The following is a 15,907-nucleotide window of genomic DNA, read 5'->3' as shown; positions in this document are numbered from 1 at the left end:
AACCCGTTGCGCTGAGCGCAACAGGTGTCAGGGCACCGTCAGTCCGTACGCGGCAAGCACCTCCCCGATCGGCTGGTAGTAGGTAGTGCCGCCGGCGGTGCAGTTCCCGGTGCCCCCGGAGAGGATGCCGAGGATCGTGCCGGTGGACGCCACGTACAGCGGTCCGCCACTGTCCCCCGCCTCGGCGCAGATGTTCGTGCGGATCAGGCCGTAGATCACGCCCGTGGAGTAGTTGACGGTCTGGTTGAGCCCGGTGACCGTGCCGCAGCGCACCCCTGTGGTGGTACCGCTGCGGCACACCGCCTGACCGACGTACGCGGTGCCGGGGCCGTGGATGGTGAGCAACCCGGGGTAGGTGTAGACGGCGCTCGGATGGGCGATCCGGCCGGTGTAGCGGATCAGCCCGTAGTCGTTGCCGGGATAGCTGGTGGCGGCACGGGTGCCGAGGACCGTGGTCTGCGCGCTGTCGGCGTACCAGGCGCTGACGGCGGCGGTGCAGTGGCCGGCGGTGACCACGTAGTAGGTGCTTCCGCTGCGCACGTTCGCGCCCAGCGAGCAGCGGCTACCGCCGCCGTAGATGCCCTGCCCGGCGGCGATCAGGGGACGCAGCGTGCCGGGCTCGCGGCGCAGCAGCGCGCCGGCCCGGTCGGTAACCGCCCGCAGCCTCGCCAGGTCGGTGGCGGCCACGGTGTCGTCGACGGTGACTGTCGTCCGGCCGGTGGCCGGGTCGAGGCCCAAGGCCGTGCCGGGTGTGCGTACCCCGGACAACACGGCCGCCGGGTCGGCGGCGGCCCGGTCGGGGACGGCGGCCTGCGCCGCGCCCGGCGCGACGAGCAGCAGGGCGGTCAGGACGAGGGCGACGAGTGGGGAGCGGCGCATCCGAACCTCCGATGGAGATCGAGATCGATGGATGTCGACAAGCGTCGCCCGGGTTGGAACATCCTGGCAACCTCCGGTAGCCCTCTTCCCCGACGGGCGGGAATCGCCGATCCGGGGACGGCCCGCGCCGACGCCGCCGATAATCCTCGGGAGACACGGCGGGAGGCCGGGCATGACCACCGGAGGCACCGCGGCACTCCTACGCCGGCCGGACGGGTCGACTCGGGCCACGCTGCTGGAGCTGCTCTACGACGTGGTCTTCGTGGCCGCGCTCGCGCAGACCTCGAAGCTGCTCGCCGACCAGGAGTCCTGGGCCGACAGCGCCAAGGTGCTCCTGATGCTGACGGCGATCTGGTGGACGTGGTCGGTCACCTCGACCACCACCGAGTTCTACGACCCGCAGCAGCGCCCGATCCAGGCCATCCTCATGGTCGCCATGGTCGGGTCGGTCGGGATGGCGGCCGCGCTGCCGATGGTCACCGGCGGGCAGGCCACCGCCTTCGCGCTCGCCTACGTCGGCACGCACGTGATACGCGGCATCGTCCTGCTCGCCGCGCTGTTTCGGCAGCAGCACCGCCTGGCCCTGGCACGAGCCAGCCGGTTCCTGTTCTGGTTCCTGGTGTCCGGCGTCCTCTGGATCACCGGCGCGCTGGCCGACTCGGCACGATGGGGGCTCTGGACCCTCGCGATCGCGATCGACCTGGCCTCCGCGGCGGCCCGCTACCCCACCCCCTGGCTCGGTCGGGTGCCCCTCAACCAGTACGCGCGGACCACCGAGCACCTCGGCGAGCGGTACCAGCAGTTCGTCATCCTGGCCCTCGGCGACATCATCCTGGTGCCCACCCTGGAGGTCAGCCGCAGCGAATTCGACCGGCTTCGGCTCGCCGCCCTGCTCTGCGCGTTCGCCATCATGCTGCTGCTCTGGCAGATCTACGTCTTCCGGGCCGGCGAGCTGCTGGGGGCGAGGGGGGACCGCCCGGCCCGCGTGGCTCCGTACACCCATCTGGTGATGCTGGCCGGGGTGGCCGTCACGGCGGCCTCCTTCGACCTGGTGGTCGACCGGCCGACCGGAGCGACGCCGGTGCGGTGGTTGATGCTGATCATCGGCGGGCCGGCGCTGTTCGTGGCCGGCAGGGCCCTGTTCACCGTGCTGCTGTCCGCCCGCGTGCCGTGGCGGCGCGTGGCGTGGCAGCTGGTGCCCCTGCTGACCCTGCCGTGGGCCGGCGACTGGCCACCGGTGCTGGTCACCGCGATCGCGGCCCTCGGACTGGCCGGCCACGCGCTGATCCCCTCCCACGCCCACTACCGGGCGACCGAGCCGGGGCTGCACGCCCGGCGGCTCGACGACTGACCGGCCCGTTCAGGCGAGGTGTCGAACGGCCCAGTCCGCGAGGTCGCGGGCGCAGGCGTCCACCGACTCCCGCCAGGTGCGGGCCGCGCCCTCCCCCGCCTCGTCGCTTACCTGCTTGACCAGCCGGCACGGCACACCGGCCTGCGCGGCGGCCCACGCCACCGCGTACCCCTCCATGTCGACCAGGTCGGCGCGCTGCGCCAGGCGCTCCCGGGCGTCGTCGTCGGCCACGAACGTGTCGCCGGTGGCCAGCACCGCGCCCTCGGCGGCCAGAGCCAGCGGCGCGCCGTAGGTCTGGCCGGTGAGCGTCCGCAGCAGGACGGTGTCCAGATCGTGCTGGAGCACCGTGGCGACCTCGTGGATGCCCGTCCAGCCGGGGCGCAGCGCGCCGGCCGTCCCCAGGTTGAGCAGCAGGCTGGGACGTGGCCCGGCGGCCAAGACGGCGGCGACCGCGCTGGCGGCGTTCACCTTGCCCATGCCGGTGAGCAGCACCGGCAGCTCAGCGGGTAGATAGCGGGCCTCCTCGCCGACGGCGAGCACCACCAGCGGACGATCGGCGCGGACCGTACCCCGAAGAATCACCGGAGCATCCTAAGCGCCGTCGTCGGTGAACCGGTACAGCACGAAGTCCCGGTCCGCGCCGCAGGCGATCACCCGCGTGTTCCACGAGCAGGACGCGCTGCGGACGTCGACGAGTTGACCCAGCTCGTCGATCGTGCCCGACTCGGCCCACACGCCGGCCACGCTGCGGTCGTCCGCCACCACACTTGTCGCCTCGGCGAAGACGAGCAGGTTGCCGGCGTCCAGCCGGGCCGCCACGCCGGGGCGGTCGGCCAGCACCGCCTTGCCGGCGGCGTCGAAGAGAGTGACAGTCGCCTTCGGGTACTCCCGCTCGGCGAGCAACTGTTCACCGACCGGGACCAGGCGTGTCGCGCCCGGCGCCGACCAGGTGACCGCCGCCTTGCCCTCGGTCGCCGCGACCACCTCGGTGCGCTCGGCGTCGCTGTTGCGCACCTGCACCAGGCAGGCCCGCCGCTCACCGCAGGCCACAAGCGTCTTCGGCCGGTACTCCGCGTCCTCGGCCCGGTAGAGGACCACCGGGGCCGCGTCGGAACCCAGGTCGTACGCCAGCACCTGGTACCCGCCGTCGGTGGAGGCCACGTAGAGCCGGTCCTCGTGCGCCACCAGCAGATCGTCGAGGTCGGCGACGTTGCCCCACTCCCGCAGCACCGAGCCCGAGGACATGTCGAGCAGCCGCAGCGACCGGTCCGGGCCGAGCTGGACGAGTCGCCGTCCCTTGCCCGTCCACGGGTCGCGCGCGGCGCCGTCGAGGAACGCCGGCCCACCCGCCGCCTCGTCGGTGCCCACCGGCCGGACGACGGTACGGACACCGCCGTACTGGTCGCGCGGGCTCGGCCTGCTCCACTTGTCGGTGCCGTCGCCCAGCTTCAGGCCGAGCAGCCGGCCACCGGACCGATCCACCAGTACCGCCGTGTCGTCGGAGAAGTAGACGTCGTCGTCGCCACGGATCGCCCGGTGCCAGCGCTGGGCACCGGAGCGGCCGTCCAGCACTGCCAGTTCGCGCGGCGTGCTGTCGACCGGGGAGTCGGCGACAACCGCTACCGCTCCCGGCACGGCGACAAGTCTCGACCAGTCGTCGGCGGTGACGTCGGTCTGCCGGCGCCACAGTTCCTCGCCGGTGGTGGTGTCGACGGCGACCACCTCCAGCCGATCGTCCGGCAGCGGGTACCCGAGGTAGGCCCGATCGTCGAGCACCGCCGTCCACATGTCGCTGGGCCGCTCGGCGCCTGCCGGCGGCCGCGACAACTCGCGAAGCGACGCGAACTCCAGGTCCGGATAGCGGTCCCGCAGCAGGTAGAGGGTCGCCGCGGTGGCCATCCCGGCCAGGGCGAGCACCGCGCCGAGCACCACCCAGCGGGCCCGCCGCCAGGTCGTACCGCCGGTCGGGGTGGGTGTTCCGGCGGCATCCACCCCGTCGGCCAGGGTGCCCGCGACGCCCGGCGGCCCCGGCACGGTCGGCATCGGGGGCGACGGCGGCCAGTCCGGCCGGGTCGACGCCGGCCCGGGTTGCGACGGCACGGTCGGCGCGGTCGACACCGCAGCCGGCACGGTCTGCGCCGAACCCGGCAGGGCTGGGCCCGCCGCAGCCGGCACGGTCTCCGCCGCAGCCGGGCCCGCCGGGACAGCCGGGCCCGCTGGCGCTGGGGCGCCCGCGCCCGCCGGAGCCGGGACGGCCGGCGCGGGCGAGGCCGGAGGGGCAGCCTGCGGTCCCGCGTACGCCGGCAGCGCTCGGCGCAGCGGAAGGTCCGTCAGTGCGCCCTCGGCCACCGGCAGCTCCGGCTGGTCCAGCACCGTCGGCGCCACTCCCAGCTCGGCGTGCAGCATCCGCGCCACAAGCGGAATCCGCGACGAACCGCCCACCAGGAACAACCCGGCGAGCTGGTCGGGGCGCAGACCGGCCGAGGCGATCACCTCCCGGGCCCGCTGCACCGCCCGACGCAGCAGCGGCGCGGCCACCCGCTCGACGTCGTCGCGCGTCAGCCGCACCGCCTCGGCGACCCCGGGCACCGCGACCGGCGCCACGGCGGAGCGGGACAGCATCTCCTTCGCGCCGCGTACCTCGTCCCAGAGTCGGACCTGGTCGCGGCGCTGTGCCGCATCCGAGGGCCGGACCAGCCGCGCCCATCGCCGGGCGTGCCGCTCGCCGAGCAGTTCGCCGACCCGCTGCACCAGCGCCGCGTCCAGGTCGAGGCCGCCCAGGTCGGGCAGGCCGCCTTCGGCGACCACCCGGAAGCCCGAGTCGCCCCACGGGTCGGCGCCCTCGTTGCGCAGCACCGCCACGTCGAGCGTTCCGCCGCCGAAGTCGAACACCGCGATCGCGCCGCCGACCGGCACCGGCCGGTGCAGCACCTGCGTGTAGTAGCGGGCGGCGGCCACCGGCTCGCGCAACAACCGGGTGCCCGGCGGCGTCGGCCCGGCGAGGGTGTGCTCGGCCGCCTGCGGCCACCCGGCGCGCAGCAGCGCGTCGGCGAGCACCTGCCGGCGCGACTCGTCCCACGCCGCCGGGCAGGTGAGCACGGCCGGAGGTAGGAACCCGACGGCGTCCACCGCGGCCCGCCCGACCGCGGCCAGCACCGCGGCGAGCAGCTCCGCCGGGAGGTACGAGCGCTCACCGAGCACCACGGTCGGCTCGTCCACCCGACGCTTCGGGTTCGGCTCGAACCGGGCCGGGTCGGCCTGCGCCAGCCGTCGGGCGTCCGTGCCGACGTGCAGGGTGCCGTCCGGGTCGGCGTACACGGCCGACGGGCTGACCGGCTGACCGTCCAGCAGCAACGGACGGGTCCGCCCGTCCGGCCAGCGCAGCACGGCGACCGTGTTGGACGTGCCGAGGTCGACACCGAGGGCGAAACCCTCGTGCTGGCCTGCCATCTGCCCGATACCTCCGCCGCGACGAGGGAAACCCAGCCCCGCATCGTACGCAGCCCCCGCCGCCGGGCTGATCACTCGGTCAGCCTGCGCCGGGCGACCTCCGCCGGATCAGCCGTCGGGTCGACGACCAGGGGCCCGGCGGTAAGCAAACCGCAAGGTCTGCGCAATCGTCGACCGCATCCGTGCTGGCTACGCTGGCCCCGGGGAGGTGGCCAGTGGCGCAGCGGGTGCTCGTGGTCGACGACGACAGGACCGTCAGCGACGTGGTCTGCCGCTACCTGGAGCACGCCGGGTACGAGGTGAGCCACGTCGGCGACGGCCTGGCCGCTCTGGAGGCCGTGCAGGACCGGCCGCCGCACCTGGTCGTGCTGGACCTGATGCTCCCCGGGCTGGACGGGTTGCAGGTGTGCCGGCGACTGCGGGAGCAGCCGGACGGCGTACCCATCATCATGCTGACCGCGCGCGGCGACGAGGCGGATCGGGTGCTCGGCCTGCAACTGGGCGCCGACGACTACCTGGGCAAGCCGTTCTCGCCGCGTGAGCTGGTGCTGCGGGTCGGTTCGGTTCTGCGCCGGGCGGGTGAACCGGCCGCGCCGGCGGCCGAGCTGCTGGCCGACGCGGGGCTGGAGGTGGCCACCGGGCCACGGACAGCCCGGCTGCACGGCCGCGATCTGGCCCTGACGCTTCGCGAGTTCGACCTGCTGGCGCACCTGATGCGGCACCCGACGCGGGCGTTCCGGCGCGCCGAACTGTTGGAGCGGGTGTGGGGGTGGAACTTCGGCGACCAGTCCACGGTGACCGTGCACGTGCGGCGACTGCGGGAGAAGATCGAGGACGACCCGGCCGAACCGCGACGCATCGTCACGGTCTGGGGCGTCGGCTACCGGTACGAGCCGGCCGATGCGTGACCTGGCGCTGATCTTCGCGGCGGCGCTCGCGGCCGCGCTCGGCGTGGGCCTGCTGGGCGCGCTCACCCTGCGGCTGCTGCGGAACCGATCGATCACCGTGCACGTGTGCGTCCTGCTCACCGTCACCGTGGCCGCCGTGGTGGCCGGGGTGGTGGTCGTCGCCCAGGCGATGTTCCTGTCCCCGCACGACCTCCAGGTCGTCCTGCTGACGGTCGCCGCGGCGGCGGTCGTGAGCCTCGGCGTCGGCTGGTACTTCGGGCGTCGACTGGCCGTGGCCGCGGTCTGGGCGGCCCAGGCCCGGGAGCGGGAACGGCGGGTCGAGAAGGGCCGCCGGGACCTGGTGGCCTGGGTGTCGCACGACCTGCGGACGCCCCTCGCGGGCCTGCGGGCGATGGCCGAGGCGCTGGAGGACCGGGTGGTCGACGACCCCGCGACGGTCGCCGAGTACCACAGGCGGATCCGCCTACAGACCGACCGGATGACCCGACTCGTCGACGACCTGTTCGAGCTGTCCCGGATCAACGCCGGGGCGCTGCGCCTGACACTGTCGGCGGTGCCGCTGGGCGAGGTGGTCTCCGACGCGCTGGCCGGCACCGCGCAGCTGGCCAAGGCCCGTCGCATCCGCCTCGTGGCCGCCGAGTCGGGCTGGCCCACGGTGCTGGCCAGCGAGCCGGAGCTGGCCCGGGTGGTGGGCAATCTGCTGCTCAACGCGGTGCACTACACGCCGAGCGACGGCACGGTGCGGGTGGACGCCGGGCGGGAGAGCGACGCCGCCTGGCTGGCGATCGCCGACACCTGCGGCGGCATTCCGGAACACGACCTGCCCCGGCTGTTCGACGTGGCGTTCCGGGGTGAGCCGGCCCGGACGCCCCGGCCCGGCGGGGAGGGCTCCGGAGGGCTGGGGCTGGCGATCGTGCGCGGGCTCGTCGAGGCGCACGGCGGCCGGGTGGACGTGCAGAACGTCGTCGGCGGCTGCCGTTTCGTGGTCCGCCTCCCGCTCCCGACCGCCTGACACCTGCGGCGTCAGCGGCTCGCCGTCAGCTCGCCGAACCAGCGTCGCCCCCGCCGGAACACATCCCGCACCGCGAGCCCGGCGGCGTCCGCGACCGGGTGCACGGCGCGCGCGTCCAACCGGGCCCAGCGGAACGCCGGGCCGAACAGGAGGCGGCCGGCCCGCTGCTCGGCGGCCACCCGGGCCTGGCCCTGCCACAGGCCCGCGCCGGGCGGCTCCAGCTCGACCAGGACCGTGCCGTCGGGTACGAGCAGGTCCCGGCAGCGGCGCAGCAGCGCGACCGGCTCACCGCCGATGCCGATGTTCCCGTCGATCAGCACGGCGTGCGCCCACCGGCCCTCGCCGGGCAGCGGTTCGAACAGGTCACCGTGCACGGCCACCGCGCCCCGGGCCCGCGTCAGCCGCACCGCCGTCGCGGAGACGTCCACGCCTACCGCCGTCCGGCCGGCCCGGGTCAGCGCCACGGTAAGCCGCCCCGGCCCGCAACCGAGGTCGAGTGTCGGCCCGGCACACCGCTCGACAAGCCCGGCGACCGCCGGCTCGGCCGGTCCGTGCCAGCGGTCCACCGGCAGCCGGCTGCGGACACCGTCGCCGTGCACAAGCCACCGGCCACGGGCCACAAGGTCTGCGAGCGCGGCGGCGAACGGGTCCGATTCGTCGTACCCCCGGGCCGTCGTCGCCGGGAGCGTGGGCGACGGCCCCGCCGGTGCGACGTCGACCGGGGCGGTGTCGACGGGGTTCACCGCCGGCCTCCCGGCAGCAGGGCGAGGCGGACCGCCGCGACCTGTCGGGCGAAGCGACCCCCGGGCGCCTCGACGGCCACCGCGAGGGCGTCGGACCACTCGTCGACGTCGCGCAGGACCGGCAGCGGCGCGGTACGCAGACCGCGCCCGGTAAGGGCCGCCCACGTGCCGCGACCGGTGTCGGGCGTCGACATCGGCACGTCGCGCAGCACCTCGGCGTGCCGGGGATCGCGTAGCCCGAGGGACCACCACCCGCCGTCGCGCGCCCGGCCGAGTACCGCGTCGGCGGCGCGCAGCCGCACCACAGCCGCGGCCAGCCCGGCCGGCGTCACCTGCGGCGTGTCCATGCCGATCTGCAACACCGGCCGTCCCGGGTAGGCGGCCGCGACCTCGGCGTACGCGTTGGCGAGCCGCTCGCCCAGCCCGGCGCCGCGCTGGTCGAGCACCGGCCAGCCGGCCAGCGCGGCGGTCAACGCGGCCGCGTCCTCCGCCTCGGCCAGCCGACCCGACCAGGCCAGCACCGGGGTGACACCGGGGGTGGCGCGGACGGCGTCGAGAGTGTCACGCAGCGCGGCGGCGGCGATCCGCACCGCCTGCTCCGGCGTGGCGGGTGGGCAGAGACGCGTCTTCACCGCCCCGGCGACCGGCGCCTTGGCGACCACCAGCAGAACTGTCACCGGGGGCCTTCCACGGTACGCAGCACACCGGCGAAGTCACGGGTGGCCCGCAGGGTGCCCCGCACCGAGCCGGAGACCTTGGACCGGGTGCCGGCGGCCCGCGGCGCGTAGGTGACGTCCATCTCGTGGATCCGCCAGCCGGCGGCGGCGGCCCGGATCAGCAGTTCGAGGGGGTAGCCGAAGGCCCGGTCGGTGACACCCAGACCGAGCAGCGCCTCGCGGCGGGCCACCCGGATCGGGCTGAGGTCCCGCAGTGCTACGCCCCGACGGCGCAGCAGCGCGGCGACCAGCGCCGTACCGGCGCGGGCGTGCCACGGCCACACCCCGGCCCCGACCGGCCGTCGCCGGCCCACGCTGAGGTCGGCGGTGCCCGCGACCACCGGCGCGACCAGGGCCGGCAACTCGGTGGGGTCGAACGACCCGTCAGCGTCCAGGACGCACACCACCTCGGCGTCGGCGGCCTCCAGACCGGCGTGCACTGCCGCGCCGTAGCCGCGCCGGGGCTCGTGCACCACTCGGGCGCCGTACCGGGCGGCCACCTCGGGCGAGCCGTCCCGGGAGCCGTTGTCCACCACGATGGCCCGGTATCCGGGCGGCAGCGCGGTGAGCACGCCTGGCAGGGCGGCGGCCTCGTCCAGGCAGGGCAGCACCACGTCGATCTCAGTCGGCATACCGCCGACGCTAGGGCGACACCCCGGCGACGGAGGCCGAAATGTGCTTACCGAACCCTTACCACCTGGGCATTTCTTACCGTCCGGTGACGGGAGGCCGATTCCGGTCCGCAGGGTCGGGCTGTCGCCGTACCGTCCGGTGGTCATGGCCTCGACCACCGCTCTCGCCGCCGCCCCCGAGCGGACCCCGCCGCGCCGCCACCCCCGGGATCTCCTGGTGGTGGGCGTGGAGGCTGCGCTGCTCGCCATCGCCGTGCTGGTGGGGGCGGTGCTCAACGCGAGCGGCACCGGGATGCACGCCGACGCGGCGCCGCTGTACGCGACGTGGCGACCGCACGTCGGCTGGGGCAGCCCGGCCGCGCTGGCGATCGCGGTCGCGGTGGTGTGCTGGGGAGCGCGGTGGGCCCGTACCGCCCGGTGGGGTGTCCTGCTGACCGCCGCGTGGCTGACGGCGGTGGCCTGGACGTTGTCGCTGGCCCTGGTGGACGGCTGGACGGCGGGGCTGACCCGGAAGCTCACCCCGCAGGCCGAGTATCTGCACGAGGTACCCGGGGTCACCGACATCCCGGCGATGCTTGCCGGTTTCGCCGGCCGGATCGTCGACTTCCAGCCCGGCTCGTGGGCCACCCACACCGCCGGTCACCCTCCGGGCGCGCTGCTCATCTTCGTCTGGCTGGACCGCATCGGCCTCGGTGGAGGCGCAGCCGCCGCGTTGGCCTGTGTGCTGGTCGGCGCCACTGTCGCGGTGTCGGTGCCGGTGACCCTGCGGGCTCTCGGCGCGCCCGACGCGGCGCGTGCGGCGCTCCCGTTCCTGGTGCTGCTGCCGGGGGCGGTCTGGGTGGGCGCCTCGGCCGACGGCATCTTCGCCGCCGTGGTCGCGGCCGGCCTGGCGCTGCTGGCGATCCGCGGCCGCGTCGCCGCGCTGGCCGGAGGGGCCGTGCTCGGGTTCGCGCTGTACCTGTCGTACGGGTTCCTCCTGGTCGGTGTCCTCGCGCTGGTCGTGGTGGCGCTGCGCCGTACGCACCGTCGGGGGGCGCTGCTCGCCGCCGTCGTCGGGGTCGCGGCCGTGGTGGCGGCCTTCAGCGCGACAGGCTTCCACTGGTGGGTCGGCTACCACCTGGTCGTGGAGCGGTACTACCAGGGCTGGGCCGCCGACCGCCCGTACGCCTACTGGGTGTGGGCCAACCTGGCCGCGCTGCTGCTCAGCGCCGGGCCCGTGCTCGGGCCGACGCTGCGCCGCGTGCTGGCGGCCGCGCGATCGTCGTGGCCAGGGCTGCGCCAGGTGCTGCCGGCCCACGCCCCGACCGCTGCCGGCGGACCGGCGCCGGGCGGGCCGCGCTTCGGGCCGGGCGCGGCCGCGAGCGGGTGGCAGGCCGTCGGCCGGCTGGCCACGCCTGCGGCAGCAGCGGTACGCGCAGCGGGCCCCACCGTGCTGCTACCGCTTGCCGCCCTCGTTGCTGTCCTCGGCGCGGACCTGTCCGGGCTGAGCAAGGCGGAGGTGGAGCGGATCTGGTTGCCGTTCATCGTCTGGCTGCTGGTGGCCACCGCTCACCTGCCGGCGGGGTCGCGGCGCTGGTGGCTGGCCGCGCAGGCGCTCACCGCGCTGGCCGTCAACCACCTGGTCTGGACGGTCTCCTGACCACCGGGTCAGCCCGCTACGGCAGCTGGTTCGCGTAGCGGGTCGGTGGCGAAGCCTGCCACGCCCTCGGCGAAGCCGACCCGGGCCGTGTAGCCGAGCAGTTCCACGGCCCGGCGCGGGTCGGCGACCACGTGCCGCACGTCGGCGGCGCGGGCCCCACCCACCACCTGCGGGGCCGGCCCGCCCATCGCCTCGGCCAGGGTGACCGCCAGTTCCCCGACGGTGTGTGGCTCGCCCGAGCAGACGTTCACCGGCACCAGCGTGGCCGGCGGCGCGCTGCTGGTGAGGGCCAGCAGGTTGGCCCGCGCCACGTCGGTGACGTGCACGAAGTCGCGCCGTTGCCGGCCGTCCTCCAACACGCGGGGCGCCACGCCGGCCGCCAGCGCGGACCGGAAGATCGATGCCACCCCGGCGTACGGGGTGTCGCGGGGCATCCGGGGGCCGTAGACGTTGTGGTACCGCAGCGCCCACACCGCGCCGCCGGTCTGCCGAGCCCATGCGGCGGCCAGGTGTTCCTGGGCGAGCTTGCTGGCGGCGTACGTGCTGCGGGGTTCCAGTGGCGCGTCCTCCGGCACGAGCACCGGATCGAGTCCGTGGCCGCAGTGTGGGCAGGTCGGGTCGTACCGGCCGGCCATCACGTCCTCGGGCCGGCGGGGCGCGGGGCGCACCGTGGCATGCTCGGCGCAGGCGTAGCGTCCCTCGCCGTACACCACCATGGAGCTGGCCAGCACCAGCCGGCCGATCCCCGCCCGATGCAGGGCCGCCAGGAGCACCGCCGTGCCGTAGTCGTTGTGCGTGACGTAGTCGGGGGCGTCCGACGGGTCGAGGCCGTGGCCGACCATCGCCGCCTGGTGACAGACCGCGTCCACGCCCGTCAGCAGCCGGTCCAGCAGGGGGCCGTCACGGACGTCGCCGCGGACCACGTCGTGTCGGCGGGACCACTCCGGCAGCTCACCGCCGTGCGCCTGGGGCAGCAGCGCGTCCAGCGCCACCACCTCGTGACCCTGCTCGACGAGCAGATCGACGACCTGCGACCCGATGAACCCGGCCGCGCCGGTGACCAGTACGCGCATGCCGGTCACGGTAGGGCGGAACGGGCACCTGACGGGCCGGTTCGGCGGACCCGTAAGGACTTCGCAACAGCTCGGCAGGCGCCTGCGGCCCGGTAAGCGTTCGGTAATGCGGTAAACCCGGCCCCGCCGTACCCCCGCGGTCTAACCTGCCGGCAGTGCCCGCCGCCGGCCCACGCGCCCGGCCGGGCCGAGGAGCGTGGACGACGTACGGCGCGAGAACGGCGAGGAAGGAGCAGCGGGTGCCGGCAAGCAGACCCGGTCCGGGCGGCAGCGGGACCAGGGCGGCGGACGCGGGCGGCTACGGCGCGCCGCGCCGGTTCTGGCGAGGGCTGGCCCAGCACCGCCCGCCGGGCGTGGACGCCGCCGAACGGAGCTGGCGCAGCCCGTTGCGCGGCCCCTGGCTCACCGCCGTCTACGGGTCGGTGCTGCTGGTGGCCCTGCCCCTGGTGATCATCACCGGGCTGCTCGACTACGTCGCCTACGGCCCGCAGTTCGACCAGGCGTTCCCGTCGCACGTGGGCTGGCTGCGGCTGCCCGCCTTCGACTGGCCGACGCGGCCGTCGTGGCTGTTCCGGGTGACCCAGGGACTGCACGTGACGCTCGGCATCGTGCTCGTCCCGGTGGTGCTGGGCAAGCTGTGGTCGGTGCTGCCGAAGCTGTTCGACTGGCCGCCGGCACGCTCCCTCGCCCAGGTGCTGGAACGGCTCACCCTGCTGCTGCTGGTCGGCGGGATCCTGTTCCAGATCGCCACCGGCCTGCTCAACATCCAGTACGCGTACGTGTTCGGCTTCGACTTCTACACCGCCCACTACTTCGGGGCCTGGATCTTCACGGCTGCCTTCGTGGCGCACGTGCTCATCAAGTTCCCCCGCCTGGTGACCGCGCTGCGGTCCCGTCCGCCGGGCGCGGAGCTGCGGACCCCGCGCGCCGCGACGCGGCCCGAGCCGCCCGACCCGGACGGCCTGGTCGCCGCCGAACCCGGGCCCGCCACGGTCAGCCGACGCGGCGCGGTCGGCCTGGTCGGCGGCGGGGCGCTGCTGCTGGCAGTCCTCACCATCGGGCAGAGCCTGGACGGTCCGCTGCGGCGCACCGCGCTGCTGCTGCCCCGAGGACGACAGCCCGGCACCGGGCCGAACGGCTTCCCGGTCAACCGCACCGTCGCCGCCGCCGGCATCCGCCCCGAACAGACCGACGCGAGCTGGCGGCTGACCCTGCGCGGCGGCGGCCGGACCGTGACCCTGGACCGGCCCGGCCTGCTGGCCATGGCGCAGCACACCGCCGCGCTGCCCATCTCCTGCGTGGAGGGTTGGTCGACCCGGCAGACGTGGACCGGCGTCCGTCTTCGTGACCTGGCCGCGCTCGCCGGAGTCGCGGACCCGGCCTCGGCGCGGGTGTCGTCGCTGGAGCAGGGCGGGCTGTTCCGTACGGCGGTACTCGCCGCCAACCAGGTCCTCGATCCGGATTCGCTGCTCGCCCTGCGGGTCAACGGCGTCGACCTCGCCCCGGACCACGGCTACCCGGCTCGGGTCATCGTGCCGGCCCTGCCCGGGGTGCACTGCACGAAGTGGGTCGCCGAGATCGACTTCCGGGTCCGGACCGATGGCTGAGCGCGACGAGCCGACGGCGGGACGGGCCGGGCCGACGGCGGGGCCGGCCGGGCGGCTGCGGGCCGGCTACGGCGCGGCGCCGTGGCATCTGCTCCTGGTGACCGCGGTGATCGTGCTCGCCGGCTGGGTGGCGCTGCGGCTGGCGCAGGAGGCGACGTTCGGCCGGATGCTGCTCTGGTTCGTCGGCGCGGTCATCGCCCACGACCTGGTGCTGTTCCCGGTGTACGCGAGCGTCGACCGGGCGCTGCGCGCCGTGGTCCGCGATCGTGTCACGCTGCTCAACCACCTGCGCGTGCCGGCGCTCGGCACGGCGCTGCTGTTCGTCGTCTACTCCCCCGGCATCCTGCGTTGGGGCGAGACGACCCACGAGGCGGCCACCGGCCTGACCCAGCGGCCGTACCTGGTGCGCTGGCTCCTGCTCAGCGCGGCGCTGTTCCTGCTCAGCGGACTCGCGTACCTGCTGCGTCGTCGTCAGGCGTCGCGGCAGCGGTCGGAGAGCGCGTAGCGGAGCAGGACCACGTCGCCGATCTGGCGGGTCTCGGCCAGCCGGGCGCGGCGACCCGAATGCCAGGGGAAGCTCCCCTCGCCGACGAAGCGCGGCGCCCGGCGGTCGCCGACGAAGAACGGCGCGACCACCAGGTGCAGCTCGTCGGCGAGGCCGGCGGTGAGGAACTGGGCGTGCACCGTCCCGCCACCCTCCACCATCAGCCGGCGCACACCCCGCGCCGACAGGTCGGCGAGGACCCACCCGAGGTCGACCGGCTCGCCCCCGTCCACCACGGTGGCCAGCCGAGCGACCCGCTCCCGAGCCTTGTCCAGCGCCCCGCTGGCGCAGTAGACCAGCCGGGCGGAATCGCCCGCGGTGAAGAACCGGGCGGTCGGGTCGAGGTCCCCCCGGGCCGTCAGTGTCACCTTGGTCGGCGACGCGGGCCGGCCGCCCGCCATCCGCTCGGCCCGGCGCGCCGCGGACCGTACCAGCAGGCGGGGGTCGTCGCGGCGGACCGTGGCGGCGCCGACCAGGATCGCGTCGCAGGTGGCCCGGACCGCGTCGACGCGGTCGAGGTCGTCGGAGTTGGACAGCAACAGCCGCCGCTCGGAAGCGTCGTCGATGTACCCGTCGATACTTGTGGCGCAGCTCAGCAGCACGTAGGGCCGCGTCGGCGCCGGCCGGCAGCTCACCGGGAGACGGGCCGGTCAGGGGTACGACCGGACTCCGCCTCCGCCGCCTCGGTCTGTGCCGCCTTGGCGGCCTTCGCCGCGAGGTACTCGGCGTTGGCCGGGGAGAGGAAGATGCTTGTCGGCACGCGCTCGACGACGTCCACGCCCAGGCGGGTGAGCTGCTCTGCCTTGTCCGGGTTGCTGCTGAGCAGCCGGACGCGGGGCACGCCGAGGGTGGCCAGCATCTGCGCGGCGGCGCTGTAGTCGCGTTCGTCCTCGCCCCGGCCCAGCGCCACATTGGCCTGGTAGGTGTCCAGCCCGGCGTCCTGCAGGGCGTACGCGTCGAGCTTGGCGTACAGGCCGATGCCCCGGCCCTCCTGGCGCAGGTAGAGCAGGAACCCGCCGGTCTCGGTGATCCGCTGCACCGCCTCGCGCAGCTGCGGCCCGCAGTCGCAGCGCTGGCTGCCGAACACGTCGCCGGTGAGGCACTCGCTGTGCGGGCGGACCAGCGGCGGGTCTCCACCGGCGGCGAGCCGGTCCAGCGCGCCGGCCCAGTCACCCAGGCCGAGAGCGAGGTGTTCCCGGCCGTCCACCAGGCCCTTGAACGTGAACACCCGGACGGTGGTGGTGTAGCCGTCGGGAAACGCCAGCGGCACCGTGACCTGCGTACGGACCGTCGCGACCGGCAGTGCTTCGAGCATGGGACTCCTTTGTCCGGCGCCGCCGGGAGGCGACGGCG

At 75.0% G+C, this 15,907-nt stretch carries 15 protein-coding genes; 6 read left to right on the top strand and 9 right to left on the bottom strand.

Annotated elements, in window-relative coordinates:
* Positions 1-27: 27 nt before the first annotated feature.
* Entirely contained in the window at positions 28-879 is an 852-nt protein-coding gene (locus tag ACLQ26_RS18670) for a S1 family peptidase (protein WP_425745612.1), read from the bottom strand.
* Positions 880-1,051: 172 nt separating this feature from the next.
* Here ACLQ26_RS18670 and ACLQ26_RS18665 point away from each other — a divergent pair, with 172 nt between their 5' ends.
* The gene (locus tag ACLQ26_RS18665; protein ID WP_425745611.1) at positions 1,052-2,230 is read left to right on the top strand and encodes a low temperature requirement protein A; all 1,179 of its coding nucleotides are present in this window, start codon (positions 1,052-1,054) and stop codon (positions 2,228-2,230) included.
* 9 nt (positions 2,231-2,239) lie between these two features.
* Here ACLQ26_RS18665 and ACLQ26_RS18660 read toward each other — a convergent pair whose 3' ends face one another.
* Together ACLQ26_RS18660 and ACLQ26_RS18655 are read right to left on the bottom strand one after the other, a co-directional pair.
* Positions 2,240-2,812 carry a nucleosidase gene (locus ACLQ26_RS18660; protein WP_425745610.1) on the bottom strand — a complete coding sequence of 191 codons (573 nt, stop codon included), beginning with the start codon at positions 2,810-2,812 and terminating at the stop codon, positions 2,240-2,242.
* Positions 2,813-2,821: 9 nt separating this feature from the next.
* A complete protein-coding gene (locus tag ACLQ26_RS18655) occupies positions 2,822-5,680 on the bottom strand; it encodes an Hsp70 family protein (protein ID WP_425745609.1) in 2,859 nt (952 codons plus the stop codon).
* Between the two features lie 215 nt (positions 5,681-5,895).
* Here ACLQ26_RS18655 and ACLQ26_RS18650 point away from each other — a divergent pair, with 215 nt between their 5' ends.
* Positions 5,896-6,588 (top strand): response regulator transcription factor, encoded by a 693-nt coding sequence (locus ACLQ26_RS18650; protein ID WP_363681854.1) that lies wholly within the window; start codon positions 5,896-5,898, stop codon positions 6,586-6,588.
* The gene (locus ACLQ26_RS18645) at positions 6,581-7,600 is read left to right on the top strand and encodes a sensor histidine kinase (protein ID WP_425745608.1); all 1,020 of its coding nucleotides are present in this window, start codon (positions 6,581-6,583) and stop codon (positions 7,598-7,600) included. Before ACLQ26_RS18650 ends, ACLQ26_RS18645 begins: the two co-directional genes overlap by 8 nt.
* 11 nt (positions 7,601-7,611) lie before the next feature.
* Here the strand turns inward: ACLQ26_RS18645 and ACLQ26_RS18640 are convergent, their stop codons facing one another.
* The 3 genes from ACLQ26_RS18640 to ACLQ26_RS18630 are packed head-to-tail and all read right to left on the bottom strand — an operon-like array spanning position 7,612 to position 9,691.
* Entirely contained in the window at positions 7,612-8,343 is a 732-nt protein-coding gene (locus ACLQ26_RS18640) for a class I SAM-dependent methyltransferase (RefSeq protein ID WP_425745607.1), read from the bottom strand.
* Positions 8,340-9,020 (bottom strand): TIGR04282 family arsenosugar biosynthesis glycosyltransferase, encoded by a 681-nt coding sequence (locus ACLQ26_RS18635; RefSeq protein WP_425745606.1) that lies wholly within the window; start codon positions 9,018-9,020, stop codon positions 8,340-8,342. The genes ACLQ26_RS18640 and ACLQ26_RS18635 overlap by 4 nt, the downstream gene beginning before the upstream one ends.
* A complete protein-coding gene (locus ACLQ26_RS18630) occupies positions 9,017-9,691 on the bottom strand; it encodes a glycosyltransferase family 2 protein (RefSeq protein ID WP_425745605.1) in 675 nt (224 codons plus the stop codon). Before ACLQ26_RS18630 ends, ACLQ26_RS18635 begins: the two co-directional genes overlap by 4 nt.
* 145 nt (positions 9,692-9,836) lie before the next feature.
* Between ACLQ26_RS18630 and ACLQ26_RS18625 the strand changes: the two genes are divergently transcribed.
* The gene (locus tag ACLQ26_RS18625; RefSeq protein WP_425745604.1) at positions 9,837-11,330 is read left to right on the top strand and encodes a hypothetical protein; all 1,494 of its coding nucleotides are present in this window, start codon (positions 9,837-9,839) and stop codon (positions 11,328-11,330) included.
* Between the two features lie 8 nt (positions 11,331-11,338).
* Here the strand turns inward: ACLQ26_RS18625 and ACLQ26_RS18620 are convergent, their stop codons facing one another.
* Positions 11,339-12,403 carry an NAD-dependent epimerase/dehydratase family protein gene (locus ACLQ26_RS18620; RefSeq protein ID WP_425745603.1) on the bottom strand — a complete coding sequence of 355 codons (1,065 nt, stop codon included), beginning with the start codon at positions 12,401-12,403 and terminating at the stop codon, positions 11,339-11,341.
* 239 nt (positions 12,404-12,642) lie between these two features.
* Between ACLQ26_RS18620 and ACLQ26_RS18615 the strand changes: the two genes are divergently transcribed.
* A complete protein-coding gene (locus ACLQ26_RS18615) occupies positions 12,643-14,010 on the top strand; it encodes a molybdopterin-dependent oxidoreductase (protein ID WP_425745602.1) in 1,368 nt (455 codons plus the stop codon).
* Positions 14,003-14,515, top strand: a complete 513-nt coding sequence (locus ACLQ26_RS18610) for a hypothetical protein (RefSeq protein WP_425745601.1) — start codon at positions 14,003-14,005, stop codon at positions 14,513-14,515. The genes ACLQ26_RS18615 and ACLQ26_RS18610 overlap by 8 nt, the downstream gene beginning before the upstream one ends.
* Here the strand turns inward: ACLQ26_RS18610 and ACLQ26_RS18605 are convergent.
* Positions 14,482-15,189 (bottom strand): RibD family protein, encoded by a 708-nt coding sequence (locus ACLQ26_RS18605; protein WP_425745600.1) that lies wholly within the window; start codon positions 15,187-15,189, stop codon positions 14,482-14,484. The genes ACLQ26_RS18610 and ACLQ26_RS18605 overlap by 34 nt on opposite strands.
* Positions 15,186-15,869: a GTP cyclohydrolase II gene (locus ACLQ26_RS18600; RefSeq protein ID WP_425745599.1), complete on the bottom strand. Its 684-nt coding sequence runs from the start codon at positions 15,867-15,869 to the stop codon at positions 15,186-15,188. Before ACLQ26_RS18600 ends, ACLQ26_RS18605 begins: the two co-directional genes overlap by 4 nt.
* Positions 15,870-15,907 lie beyond the last annotated feature (38 nt).

It is taken from the genome of Micromonospora sp. DT43, assembly GCF_049841645.1.
In the GTDB taxonomy this organism is placed as follows: domain Bacteria; phylum Actinomycetota; class Actinomycetes; order Mycobacteriales; family Micromonosporaceae; genus Micromonospora.
The sequence above is the reverse complement of the archived record's forward strand: the minus strand, read 5'-3'. Positions and strand labels throughout refer to the sequence as shown.